General features: G+C 40.3%; 10 protein-coding genes. 7 read left to right on the top strand and 3 right to left on the bottom strand.

Annotation, left to right across the window (positions count from 1 at the left end; all coding sequences use genetic code 11):
- Window positions 1-22 precede the first annotated feature (22 nt).
- Complete coding sequence (locus F928_RS11850) at window positions 23-1,645, bottom strand: BCCT family transporter (RefSeq protein ID WP_002117782.1); 1,623 nt, start codon at window positions 1,643-1,645, stop codon at window positions 23-25.
- Between the two features lie 264 nt (window positions 1,646-1,909).
- Between F928_RS11850 and betI the strand changes: the two genes are divergently transcribed.
- The 7 genes from betI (at window position 1,910) to arcD (ending at window position 10,900) form a co-directional block, all read left to right on the top strand.
- Window positions 1,910-2,533, top strand: a complete 624-nt coding sequence (betI, locus tag F928_RS11845; protein WP_005070763.1) for a transcriptional regulator BetI — start codon at window positions 1,910-1,912, stop codon at window positions 2,531-2,533.
- Window positions 2,526-3,998, top strand: a complete 1,473-nt coding sequence (gene betB / locus F928_RS11840) for a betaine-aldehyde dehydrogenase (protein WP_005075388.1) — start codon at window positions 2,526-2,528, stop codon at window positions 3,996-3,998. Before betI ends, betB begins: the two co-directional genes overlap by 8 nt.
- 95 nt (window positions 3,999-4,093) lie before the next feature.
- Window positions 4,094-5,752 (top strand): choline dehydrogenase, encoded by a 1,659-nt coding sequence (gene betA / locus F928_RS11835; protein ID WP_005075386.1) that lies wholly within the window; start codon window positions 4,094-4,096, stop codon window positions 5,750-5,752.
- A 510-nt stretch (window positions 5,753-6,262) separates the two neighbouring features.
- Window positions 6,263-7,903 (top strand): malate dehydrogenase (quinone), encoded by a 1,641-nt coding sequence (gene mqo, locus F928_RS11830; protein ID WP_005075384.1) that lies wholly within the window; start codon window positions 6,263-6,265, stop codon window positions 7,901-7,903.
- A gap of 91 nt (window positions 7,904-7,994) precedes the next feature.
- Window positions 7,995-8,465, top strand: a complete 471-nt coding sequence (locus F928_RS11825) for a hypothetical protein (RefSeq protein WP_016806446.1) — start codon at window positions 7,995-7,997, stop codon at window positions 8,463-8,465.
- Window positions 8,466-8,681: 216 nt separating this feature from the next.
- The gene (locus tag F928_RS11820; RefSeq protein ID WP_002117706.1) at window positions 8,682-9,560 is read left to right on the top strand and encodes a homocysteine S-methyltransferase family protein; all 879 of its coding nucleotides are present in this window, start codon (window positions 8,682-8,684) and stop codon (window positions 9,558-9,560) included.
- A gap of 5 nt (window positions 9,561-9,565) precedes the next feature.
- A complete protein-coding gene (gene arcD / locus F928_RS11815; RefSeq protein ID WP_002117544.1) occupies window positions 9,566-10,900 on the top strand; it encodes a basic amino acid/polyamine antiporter in 1,335 nt (444 codons plus the stop codon).
- 55 nt (window positions 10,901-10,955) lie between these two features.
- Here arcD and F928_RS11810 read toward each other — a convergent pair whose 3' ends face one another.
- Window positions 10,956-12,869 carry an esterase/lipase family protein gene (locus F928_RS11810; RefSeq protein ID WP_005075379.1) on the bottom strand — a complete coding sequence of 638 codons (1,914 nt, stop codon included), beginning with the start codon at window positions 12,867-12,869 and terminating at the stop codon, window positions 10,956-10,958.
- A 148-nt stretch (window positions 12,870-13,017) separates the two neighbouring features.
- On the bottom strand, window positions 13,018-13,725 hold the full coding sequence (locus F928_RS11805; protein ID WP_005075376.1) for a YoaK family protein: 708 nt from the start codon (window positions 13,723-13,725) through the stop codon (window positions 13,018-13,020).
- Window positions 13,726-13,877: the final 152 nt, after the last annotated feature.

Here is a 13,877-nt window from a genome sequence, read left to right as displayed (position 1 = left end):
ATATAGATGTGATCGATTGAGGTTATAAAACCTCGGTCACTTTATTCTGGTCACAATTCGATGGGACTGAAATGTCTTTTGAAACAGCTAACTGTTTTTTCACTAATTGAGGGTCAAAATCATCTTGCTTTAACGCTTTGGCTAAACCAAACATATAGAGCAAAATAATGACTGAAAATGGTAAACCACATAACACCACAGCACTTTGCATGGAGTTAAAACTACCGGCTAAAAGCAAGCCAATACTTACAATGGTAATTACCACAGACCAAAAGACGCGTAACCAGATCGGTGAATCACTATCATTGGTGCCCCCTTTTGAGGACAAATTAGCGATCATTAGTGTACCAGAGCCAACTGGTGTCAAAAATAAAACGAAACAAATTACAACAACAATACCTGCAACGTAAGGATTAAACGGCAGATATTCGAGTAATTTAAATAAAGATAATGCTGGATCAGTTAAGACCATATCGCCTAATACTTTCTGTTTTTGCTGCAAGATAAAATAAATTGCAGTGTTTCCAAAAACCGAAATCCAAGCCAGTGTAAAGCCGAGTGGAATCAGGCATACACCTAATACTACTTCACGAATGGTACGTCCTTTTGAAATGCGGGCAATAAACATACCGACAAAAGGCGCCCATGCAATCCACCAAGCCCAATAAAATACAGTCCACGAACCCAACCAGCCACTGGCTTTTTGATTGTACAAATACATATCAAAACTTTTACCAATAAAATTATTGAGATAATCGCCCGTATTTTGTACCAGACCATTTAATAAATGGTTTGTCGGACCCGTTAAAAATACAAATAAAAGTAAGGCATATAGCAGACGTAAATTAATACGCGACAACCACGCCAAACCTTTTTCAATACCCACCACGGTCGTAATCGTGGCAACGAACATCATGATGAGCACGGCAGTAATTAAGGTCGCAGAGTTATCCGGAATTTGCGGCAGTAAGTAACAAATGCCCGATACCAGCACCAACGCTCCGATTCCCAAGTTGGTGACCAAAGAAATGACCGTCGCTAAAATTCCAAAGCCATCGACAAAATCACCCACCAAGCCATGCACTCGCTCTCCAAAAATTGGGTAAAGCGCCGAGCGAAGTGCTAATGGCAAGTTTTGTCTGAAAGCAAAGTAACCTAAAGTAACTCCGAGCAATGCATAGAGCACCCAGCCATGAATCCCCCAATGCAAAAAGCTATAAGTCATCGCATTACGGGCTGCCTGAATCGTTCCTGCCTCACCTTCTGGCGGTCTTAAAAAATGGTCAACAGGTTCGGCCACACCATAATAAAGTAGCGCAATACCAATCCCTGCCGAAAACAGCATTGAAGTCCAAGCCAAATAACTAAACTCTGGTTTGTCGTCATCTTTTCCCAAAGGAATCTGCCCTACTTTTGAAAAAGCGAGCCAACCAACAAAACCCAGACACAGCACAATAACCAGCATGTAATACCACCCAAAAAAGTGATTTACTTGCTCTTGTACATAGGTCAGCCAAAACTGACTTTTTTCTGGAAACAGCACAAAAAGTAGGCCAAAAATACCGATACTGATTGCTGAACTCCAAAATACGAAACGATTTAACCGAATATGGTCTGAAGAATATCCATCACTTTTCAACACCATCTTATTGCTCCTTGCAATCGGTGTATTTTTCTCAAAATAACGTGATAAGTAATGTACTTATGCGCATCATCCTATCCTTAAGAACCTTTGATTTCACCTCTTTATTTTTAGAAGCTTGTTCAAAAATTCATTGATTTTTACATATCATACTTGTTATTGATTGAACGTTCAATCAATAACAAGTATGATAAAAAAGTGCTATGATGCTCTGCAAGTTAACATGTTGAATTTTAAGCACCACTAAAAGTGCTGATGTGGACAACCATGACAAAACGCAGAGTAAAACCAGAACATGTGCGACGTGAAGAAATCATGAACGCTGCACTCGACGTAATTTATGAAGTGGGGTTATCTAATACCACCATTGCACAAATTGCAAAAAAAGCCGAGCTGTCGACCGGCATTGTCAGCCATTATTTTGGCGACAAACAAGGGTTGATAAATACCTGCATGCAAGAAATGTTAAATGTTCTGCGTCGTAAAACCGAACAGTACAGAGCAGAAGCAGATTCGCATCCAGAGAGCCAAATTAAGGCCATTATCGACTCCAACTTTGACATTAGTCAGGTCAATGAAAAAGCAATGCGGGTCTGGTTGGACTTTTGGTCAGCAAGTATGCATGTACCGGACTTAAGCCGCTTGCAAAAGATTAATGATCAACGCCTGTATTCCAACTTAAAGTTTTATTTTCTTAAGTTAATGGATGAACAACAGGCCAGTGTTGCCGCTAGAGGTTTGGCAGCATTGATTGATGGATTATGGTTACGAGGCAGTTTAAGCCGTCATAACGAATTTGACAGCAACCTTGCTCGTTCCATTGCTTACGATTATGTACAAACGCAATTGCAATTTGCGAACAAGCCTTTGCAGGAGAGACAAAATGAGTGATGTACAAGTTCATCAATTGTATATCCATGGACGCTACGTTAAAGCAACCAGTGGTAAAACATTTAATAGTATTAACCCTGCCAACGGCGAGACAATCGCGACTCTTCAGCAAGCTTCTGAACAAGATATTGAAGCTGCTGTACAAAGTGCCCAACAAGGACAAAAAATCTGGGCTGCCATGACTGCCATGGAACGTTCACGTATTTTACGTCGTGCTGTCGACATTCTTCGTGAACGTAATGATGAGCTTGCCCGTCTTGAAACACTCGACACAGGTAAAGCTTTTAGCGAAACATCTACAGTCGATATTGTGACTGGCGCAGATGTACTCGAATACTACGCAGGACTTGCAACAGCCATTCAAGGTGAACAAGTTCCACTTCGCGAATCAAGTTTCTTTTATACACGCCGTGAACCGTTAGGTGTAGTTGCTGGTATTGGTGCCTGGAACTATCCAATTCAAATTGCTTTATGGAAATCTGCCCCTGCCCTTGCTGCGGGTAATGCCATGATTTTCAAACCAAGTGAAACCACTCCACTCACTGCATTTAAACTTGCAGAGATCTATACAGAAGCAGGCGTTCCAGACGGCGTCTTTAACGTGGTGCAAGGTGCTGGTCGTGAAATTGGTCAGTGGCTCACTGAACATCCTGTGATTGAAAAAATCTCATTCACTGGCGGTGTGGAAACTGGCAAAAAAGTTATGGCAAGCGCTGCTGGCTCTACGCTAAAAGAAGTGACTATGGAACTTGGTGGTAAATCTCCACTCATTATTTGTGAAGATGCCGACCTTAATCGTGCCGCAGATATTGCAGTCATGGCGAACTTCTTTAGCTCAGGTCAGGTATGTACCAACGGTACACGCGTATTTGTTCCAAAATCACTTTTAGCCGACTTTGAAAAAGCCGTTGTAGAGCGTGTAAAACGTATTCGCATTGGCGACCCAATGGCTGAAGACACCAACTTCGGTCCACTCACTAGCTTCCCTCACATGGAAAAAGTGTTGTCTTTCATTGAGTCAGGCAAACAACAAGGCGCTAAAGTGTTAATTGGCGGTGGCCGCGCAACAGAAGGCGAACTTGCCAAAGGCGCTTATGTACTACCGACAGTATTTAGCGACTGCACTGACCAGATGGCGATTGTTCAAGAAGAGATTTTTGGACCTGTCATGAGCATCTTAAGCTATGAAACCGAAGAAGAAGTCATCCGTCGTGCTAACGACACCACCTTTGGTTTAGCTGCTGGCGTTGTTACTCAAGACATCAGCCGTGCTCATCGCATTATTCACCAAATTGAAGCTGGTATTTGCTGGATTAACACTTGGGGCGAATCGCCTGCCGAGATGCCAGTCGGTGGCTATAAACAATCTGGTGTAGGCCGTGAAAATGGCTTAACTACGCTTGGGCACTATACCCGTATCAAATCTATTCAAGTTGAACTTGGCGATTATCAAAGCATTTTTTAATGCCTCCATCGCTTTAAACACTTCAACCTAAATCACATATGCCGAGCAGTCTTTATAGATTGCTCTGGCAAACTGTTAGTAAAAAAAGGATAGTTATGAATATTAAAGAATATGATTACATTATTATTGGCGCAGGATCTGCCGGAAATGTACTCGCTGCGCGTCTTACTGAAGACAAAGATACCACCGTTTTATTATTAGAAGCGGGTGGACCAGATTATCGCTTGGATTTCCGTACACAAATGCCGGCAGCTTTGGCCTACCCTCTTCAAGGCCGTCGCTATAACTGGGCTTATTTAACCGACCCAGAACCACACATGAATAACCGTCGTATGGAATGTGGTCGTGGAAAAGGTTTAGGTGGCTCATCTTTAATTAATGGCATGTGCTATATCCGCGGTAACGCAATGGATTTAGAGCAATGGTCAACTCATAAAGGCCTTGAAAACTGGTCTTATGCCGACTGTTTGCCATACTACAAAAAAGCCGAAACCCGTGACATTGGTGAAAATGACTACCATGGCGGCAATGGTCCTGTGTCCGTTGCTACCCCTAAAAATGGCAACAATGTGTTGTTCCATGCCATGGTTGAAGCTGGTGTACAAGCAGGTTATCCGCGTACTGTTGACTTAAACGGTTACCAACAAGAAGGCTTTGGTCCAATGGACCGCACGGTTACACCTAAAGGTCGTCGCTCAAGCACTGCACGTGGTTATTTGGATATGGCAAAAGGTCGTCCAAACCTGACCATTCTGACTCACGCCACAACCAATAAAATCTTGTTTAATCAAAAGCAAGCTATTGGTGTTGAATACATTATTGGTGCTGACCAAAACAACTTACAACGTGCATTGGTTAAACGCGAAGTATTACTGTGCGCAGGTGCAATTGCGTCACCGCAAATTTTACAGCGCTCAGGTGTGGGTCAAAGCACTTTCTTAAAATCAATGGACATTGATGTGGTTCATGATTTGCCGGGCGTAGGTGAAAACCTGCAAGACCACCTAGAAATGTACTTACAATATAAATGTAAACAACCCGTTTCTTTATACCCTGCCTTGAAATGGTATAACCAACCTGCGATTGGTGCCGAGTGGTTATTTAACGGTACAGGCATTGGTGCAAGTAACCAGTTTGAAGCAGGCGGATTTATCCGTAGTTCGGATGAGTTTACGTGGCCAAACATCCAATACCATTTCTTGCCGGTTGCCATTAACTACAACGGTAGTAATGCAGTGAAAGAACACGGCTTCCAAGCCCACGTTGGTTCAATGCGTTCGCCTTCACGTGGTCGAATCAAACTTAAATCAAAAGATCCGTTTGAGCATCCAAGTATCTTGTTTAACTACATGTCGACTGAGCAAGACTGGCGCGAGTTCCGCGATGCAATTCGTATTACTCGTGAAATCATGCAGCAACCTGCGCTTGATCCATATCGTGGTGAAGAAATTAGTCCGGGCAAACATTTGCAAACCGATGCAGAGCTTGATGACTTTGTTCGTAACCATGCAGAAACAGCTTACCATCCATCTTGTAGCTGCAAGATGGGTGAAGATGAAATGGCTGTTGTAGATGGTCAAGGTCGTGTACACGGTATGCGTGGTTTACGTGTTGTCGATGCCTCTATCATGCCGCTCATTATTACCGGTAACTTAAATGCAACTACCATTATGATTGCCGAGAAAATTGCAGACCAAATTCGTGGACGTGAAGCGTTACCACGTTCAACTGCACCGTTCTATGTAGCATCATAAAATCTGAAAGGGCATATTTCTTATGCAGAGATATGCCCTTAATTTAATCTTTATAGAACCAATATTAATAAGAACAATGTATGACAGAAAATAAGCGTCTACGAAGAGCTTATTTACATAAATAGGGTACGAAATAAAAATTAATCGATTTTTATAGGCAAATATTCTTCAAATGATTTAACTTTAATCAAATTAAAATTATTAATTTAATTTCAAATATTTAAATAAAAATAATTGTCTTAAATTATCTTTTTAAAGCTCAATTTGATTAAATATAAATCATATTTATGATTTTGATGAACCCCATTTATTATAAAAATTGTCTTGTCAATGCAAAATTAGTCTAAAATATAGAGTGTTTGCGATAATCCCAAGTAATTTTTATTTTTTTCGAAGTTCTCTAATTTTGAGAATTTACTTTCGCATTTATATCCGTTTTGTCTGGATACGCTGTCTAGGTTTCCTCACACCTTAAGTGACTCAAATAACTTATTTTAAGGTCCCCCTTACATGAAAAAGTTTTTGAAATACCTTCTGGTATTAATCATTCTTATTCTAATTGCAGGTATTGCATTCTTGTTTAGACCAACAACGTCAAAACAAGTTGAAACTGCAAAAGATGAGCCAGTTGTTGATGCTGTTCTTGTTGGCGGCGGCATCATGAGTGCCACTCTCGGTACTTATTTCACTGAGCTTGAACCAAACTGGCAAATTCGTATGTTTGAGCGTCTTGACCAAGTTGCTCAAGAAAGTTCAAACGGCTTTAACAATGCCGGAACAGGCCACTCTGGCTTTATGGAAATGAACTATACCGAAGAGAAAAACGGTAAGATGGAAATTGCCAAAGCTGAAAAAGTTGCTTCTCAATTTGAAGTTGCTAAACAGTTCTGGTCATATCAGGTAAAACAAGGCGTTTTAGCTGAACCAAAATCATTCATTAATCCAGTTCCACACATTGCTTTCGTTTGGGGCGATAACGTTCAATTCTTAGAAAAACGTTATGCTGCCATGATCCAAAGCCCGTTGTTCAAAGGTATGAAATTTACTGAAGACCCAGCTGTGATTAAACAATGGGCACCTTTAGTGATGAATGACCGAGACCCTAGTCAAAAAGTTGCAGCAACCCGTATGGATGTTGGCTCTGACGTGAACTATGGTTCAATCACTAAACAATTAGTAGGTCATTTAAATCAAAACCCGAATTTCAAATTACAGACATCAACTGAAGTGACTGGCATCAGCCAAAATGATGACAAAACTTGGACTGTGTCTTTCAAAAATTTGAAAACTGGTAAAGTAGATCACGTTAAAACACGTTTTGTATTTATCGGTGCAGGCGGTGCAGCAGTTAAATTATTGCAACTTACCGGTTTACCTGAAGCTAAACAATATGCTGGCTTCCCTGTTGGTGGTGAGTTCTTAATTACTGACAACCCAAAAATTACTACTGAACACACAGCGAAAGTATATGGCCGTGCTGAACTTGGTGCGCCTCCAATGTCTGTACCACATATTGATACACGTTATATCGACGGTAAAAAATATGTATTGTTTGGCCCATTTGCAACGTATTCAAACAAGTTCCTGAAAAATGGTTCTCAGCTTGATTTACTTGCATCAACCAACAAAAACAACGTTTTACCAATGACGACTGTTGGCTTGGAAAACCTTGATCTTGTTAAATACTTGGTCAGCCAAGTCATGATGTCAGATGAAGACCGTCTAAATGAACTTCGTAAATACTACCCAGATGCGAAAGCTGAAGACTGGCGTTTAAGCCAAGGTGGTCAACGTGTTCAGATCATCAAAAAAGAACCGGGTAAACCTGCAACACTTCAATTCGGTACAGAAATCTTTGCATCTAAAGATGGTGCTGTAACTGCATTGTTAGGTGCGTCTCCGGGTGCTTCGACTTCTCCATATATCATGCTTAACTTGCTTGAAAAAGCTTTCCCTGAGCAAACTGAAGGTAAGTGGAACCAGAAGCTTCATGAAATTGTGGTTTCTTATAAACAAGACTTAAGCAAAGACCCTGTGTTACTTGACAAAGTTCGTCAGTACACAAGCTCTACACTTGGCTTGAACTATACATCTCCGTTCAAAGCTGCAAACGATGAAACTGCTACTGCCCCAGTTGCAAAAGCAAACTAAGTTTGACGATATATAAGTAAAATACCAAAAGGATGAATTTCGATTCGTCCTTTTGTTTTTTAAGCCCTCATTTGAGATATTTAGATTCGCTATGACCCATTTAAACTCATCTTCTCACCTCTTGTCATTATGCTTTAAGCTCGTGCTTGTTTTGCTACTTGCTTATCTTTTGGTGAGCGGGTTTTATATGTGGATGATTGGTGGTACAGCGATTTATGTTAGCTCAGCCCTGCTATTTGTCATTACTGCCTACTCTTTTAAGCTCGGCAAATATCAAAAACTATGCTCTGTTTTAAATGTGCTGATGAGTGCAGTGGCGTTATATTTTAGTACTGCTCATTTATTTTTCTCCCCTGTTCAATTCTTTATATTTTTACCTGCCTTATTTTTTGTACTGTTAGCTTTTGCTCGCCTAGAAAAAGTTCGTCGCTTATCTAAAGTTTTAATATTCATCAGTTTATTAATTTGGTCAGGCATACACTTTATGCAGCTTGAACAGCTTAAAGCGTATTATAGAACGCAGCACACTGGCGAAAGTTGGCAACAATATGGCGCGTTATAAGATTATTTTTTAGTCTATATTTTCAAATAAATACGTAATCTTTTTCACATGAAGTTCATCAGTAAAACTGAACATGATCTACAGAATTCCTTTTAAGAAAAAATATTCATAACAATCTAATTTATTTAGAAATATATCGAGCATATTCGCGATTGAATACGATCCATCTACACGCTAGATTAGCTGAATTATTTTTCTCCCTTTACGTTGTAATTTATGAAAATTTTAGATGGCGGTTTAGGCCGTGAATTGGCCCGTCGTGGCGCTCCATTTCGTCAACCAGAATGGTCTGCGCTTGCACTCATTGAAGCACCAGAAACAGTAAAAGAAGTACATCTCGATTTTATTAACGCTGGTTCAGAAGTCATTACGACTAATAACTATGCTGTTGTGCCATTTCATATTGGTCAAGAACGCTTTGAAACTGACGGCGTGCGTTTAATTAAAGTTGCTATTGAACAAGCAAAAAATGCAGTTCAAGAAAGCGGCAAGAATGTCAAAATCGCGGGCTGCTTACCACCGTTATTTGGCTCTTACCGTGCAGACCTGTTTCAACCTGAACAAGCTAAAAACCTTGCAGAACCCATCATTAATACCTTGGCACCGGAAGTAGATTTTTGGTTAGCAGAAACCCAATCATGCTTAAAAGAAGTTGAAACAGTCCATGCGTTATTACCACAAGATGGTAAAGACTATTGGGTGTCATTTACGCTGCAAGATGAGATTAAACAAGAACAAGCATTACTTCGTTCAGGCGAAAATATGCAACAAGTGGCTGATTTCATCAAACAATCAAATGCCAAAGCAGTATTGTTTAACTGCTGCCAACCTGAAGTGATCTTGCAAGCAATTAATGAAATTAAAGGACTCATTCCAGAGTCGGTGCAGATTGGTGCTTATGCCAACGCGTTCCCACCGCAAGATGAAAGCGCTACTGCCAACGATGGTCTGGATGAAATTCGTAAAGACTTAGATGCTCCAGCTTATCTTGGTTTTGCTAAACAATGGCAGCAAGCAGGTGCAAGTTTAGTGGGCGGTTGTTGTGGTATCGGGCCAGAACACATTGCTGAACTTTCTCAATTTTTTAAAGAATAAATACCATGTCTGCTGCCAAAATCGGATTATTGTCTCTTACAGCGCTGGTCTTTAGTTCTATGGTGGGGTCAGGCGTTTTTAGCCTCCCCCAAAATATGGCTCAAGTTGCTAACGGCTCTGCCCTTCTTGTTGCATGGCTCATTACTGGGGTCGGCATTATTTTCTTGGCCCTCTCATTGTTGCATTTAACGCGTCAACGACCAGACCTTGACGGCGGTATTTATAACTATGCACGCGAAGGCTTTGGAGACCTGATCGGGTTTTGCTCGGCGTGGGGCTATTGGTTGTGTACTACCATTGGTATTGTGGGTTATGTGGTGATTGCCTTTTCAGGCGTCGGCATGTTTACCGACAGCAAAGACCATATTATTTTTGGTGAAGGTAATACACTCTATTCACTGATTGGCTCAAGCATTTTTGTATGGCTGGTGCACTGGTTAGTGAGTCGAGGCATTAAAGAAGCTGCGATTGTAAATTTACTGGCAACCATTGCCAAAATTATTCCAATGGTGGTTTTCATCTTCTTTACCTTCATTGCCTTTAAGTTTGATCTATTCAAACTCAACTTACATGACTTTTCTTTGCAAGTTCCACTTTGGCAGCAAGTGAAAGACCTGATGTTGATTACCCTTTGGGTATTTACCGGTATTGAAGGTGCTGTAGTTTTATCATCGCGTGCAAAAAAACGTCATGACATTGGCAAAGCAACTATTTTAGGTGTTTTGCTGGCATTAAGTTTTTACGTGATGGTGACCGTATTGGCTTATGGTGTGGCAAGTCGTGAAGCGCTTGCAGGCATGCATAACCCATCTATGGCGACCATTTTACAGCAACTGATCGGCTTGCCGGGTACCATCATTATTACCATCGGGTTGATTATTTCGGTTGCATCCTCTTACTTAAGTTGGACCTTATTTGCCACTGAAATTCCATTTTTAGCTGCAAAAAATGGTGCTTTCCCGAAATTATTTTTAAAGAATAACCAAAATAATGTACCCATTTCATCACTTTGGTTGACGACGCTTGTGGTACAAGGCTCACTCATTGCCGTGTATTTTTTCAATAAAAACTACACTCAGCTTTTATTGATTTCATCGGTCATGATTTTGCTGCCTTATTTTCTGGTGTCAGCTTTTTACCTTAAAGAATCCATTCGCCACAAACGCACGCCGCATATTGCGATTGCAAGTGTCGCTTCAATCTATGCGCTTTGGTTACTCTATGCAGCAGGTTTAGACTTACTGCTGTTGTCTGGTGTCTTGTATTTGGTCGGCTTGGTTATTTTTTCAATCAGCTACTTTGAGCATAAAAAATCGCTCAAACAAAATCAGCTAAATTAATTATTTCAACCACTGTTGACCTAGTTCAGCAGTGGTTTTCTAAGAATAAAACTCTCTACTTTGAAAGCTGCGACTGCTTTAAATGCAATCGTAAAATACGGCGTAATTCTAAAATTGCCTCAGGGCTAGTTTGAATTGAATGGCCACCTTTAATAATCAGCTCTGACTGCTCCCCACCCAAATGTGAACTTTGATAAGGCACAATCCCATCACTGCTTTTTAACTTATCTGTTGTCCCGTTAATATTGCCCATAATCGAGTGATAGACCACTTGGGGTGATGGTTGAATGGCTTGAGTCAACTGCATAAAGTTAGAAGAGCGACTTAAATTACTCGCTCCATTTTCAATTAAGCCTTTTCTGAGTTTTGTATTTTTCTCGTCTCTCATTTCAACTGCAATAAAAAAATTAGCGGGCAAACGAATAATACGGCGGGCAATTTGGGTAAACCATCGGTCAGCGTAGTCAGTACCATGGTGCGGTGCCGAAACAAAAACAACTCGATTAAAATATGGCAAAGCTTTGAACTGAAAACGCTCACGAATGACTGGATTTTCTTTTAAACGGTTTAGCTGCGCTTCATTCATTTTTTGTATGGCTTGCTCCGAAACATCGGCATTACTCACCAGTAAACGGCTAATTACTCCCCCCATACTATGCCCGACCAACACTGCATCATGTGCCGCATAGCTTTCTTTAGCAATGTTTTGAAAAGCCTGATTCAACAATGAATAAATCTGAAAACGACTTTCAAAAATCGGCATATTGGTTGAATAAAACACCTGCCAAACCTGATAGTTTTTCCTTAATTCGGCATCGCCCATAATGTCATTGGTTAGGCTCACCCACGCCTCTGGGCTACTTGCTAAACCATGAACAAACACAATAATTTTCTTATTCGGGTTAAAAGGTTCCAGCATATATAAATGCGGCATGATTAAATTGGCTTCTTTATTAATTAAAGACCAATAACCTGCCGCACCTAAATTATATTTCGATAGCCACAGCCCATAAGGTGCCGAATAGTTTGCAGTCAGTGGATAGTCCACACCTTCAATTTTTACACGGTCTTGTCGATATGGATCGAACATCGCAATTTCTAACTCTGCCCCAGCAATCACCTGATCGGCTGTGGCTTTTTGTTTTGGGTATGCAATAGCAGTGGCTGGAAAGAAGCGTGGTAAATGAATATTAGGGTTGGCTTGGTGAGCATAAAAATTATCTGGGTCTAAAATGAAGCCGTGATTCACATCATTTTCTTTACGCCCAACAATAAACTCTGCCCCCAAACCATCCTTACGGTTGACGGTATTAAAACCGGAAAAGTTCATGTTATAGCTGGAGCGAAAAGTATCGACTTCAATTTTTTGTACATCTAACGCGTGGTCAAAATTGACATGGTACTCATGCCCATCTGCTTTCAGCAATGGCGGAAAACGATGCGTATTTAAATGATTAAAATACGTGGTCATAAGCTTTGACAAGGCCACGTTATAAAAAATACGTACCTGATTTTGGCGATGGTCAAATACCCGATCAAACGGTGACTCTTCAGAATCAAATAAATAGACATAACTATAGCGCAAGCTTTTATCGAACAGCGCTAACTCTTGCTCAACGCAACTGTTACTTTTATTAATGACGTTACACTGGCTACTACGCCCGACATCTAAAGCTTTTGCCAAGTAAATTTCACTCAGCGCGGCATAGCGTTCTTCTCGGCTACTATTTTCGGACAGGCTCTGAATTTTCTTTAAACAATCATCAAAATTTTGTAGGCAAGTTTTTTCATCTTCTTTGACCAAATACAGTAAGTTTTGGGTTTGATGACTTAAGGTGCCGTCGGTCAGAATACTTTCATTCTTACTTTTTAAAGCATTGCTTAAATTACTTTCTTTTAAATGAATGACCTGACAGCCACTGAGCAAAGCCATTATTGTTATGATTGAATAATGGTAAGACTTTGTCATTCTGCCTTCCTTAATCGAATGTATTCCCCATCTGGTCATTATGCCTGTAAAGCAGTGAACGAACAATTTCGACTTCGCTTCCGTTTTGCTATATTACGAAAAAAGCCTGAACTCATTTTAATTCAGGCTTTTTTGTTATTTTGTCAAATCAAGCTTGGTTGAACTTTTGCTGTGAAGCTAAATAAGAGAAATACAAAATTGGTAAGATAAACGGCGCTACACTCCAGAAATCAAAATAGACATAAAGTATCGCCCCTAAGAAAGCACCAATCACAAAACCAATTACAATACTGGCACTTTTTAGAAAACTGGCCCGATTGGCTGCGTTATTGTCTTTAAGTAAGTTGGCAATATCAATTCCGAGCTGGGTGGTATTACCTGTCATCATGGTGCTTGGGCTAATATTTTTAATAAGGGTTTTGCTTGAAGTATTACGAATAGCCAAAGCAATTAAACCTAGCCCACCCGTTACTGCAACTGTTAGCGCATCCGGATTTTTAAATGGCTCGAAGTAAAGCCCTGCCACCATAAAGGCACATAGAAAAATAGCTTCAAATAAAAATAAATAAGACAGCGTCTTGTGCTTGACCTGACTGCGGTCAATCAACAATTTGGTAATAACAACGGTCAAAATAAATAGTGGAATTGCTGCGAGCTTAATCCATAAACCCGAGCCACCTTTAACCCATGCTGCCCCTGCCAACACTAAGTTTCCCGTCACATGCGCGGTGAAAAAGCCAAACAATGCAATAAAACCAATAGTATCAATTGCCCCACCCACCATGGTGAGTAAAACAGGATCTCGACATATGGCCCATGTGCTTTGTGTTTCTTGTTGAATTGAAGTCTCTGGCATTACACTTCCTATCAAATATTGGTTTTTTAATTAGAAATTTTTGTCAGAAATTTAATATAAATTTCGATCTTTAATAACAACAGATCTTTATGTAAAAACCTAGCTGTTCATTTTAAGTCAGAGTGTATTTAAAAAAGATACAATGCAATTGG

Source organism: Acinetobacter pittii ATCC 19004 = CIP 70.29 (assembly GCF_000369045.1).
Classification (GTDB): Bacteria; Pseudomonadota; Gammaproteobacteria; order Pseudomonadales; family Moraxellaceae; genus Acinetobacter; species Acinetobacter pittii.
Note: the sequence above shows the minus strand (reverse complement) of the source record. Positions and strands in the feature narration are given on the sequence as shown.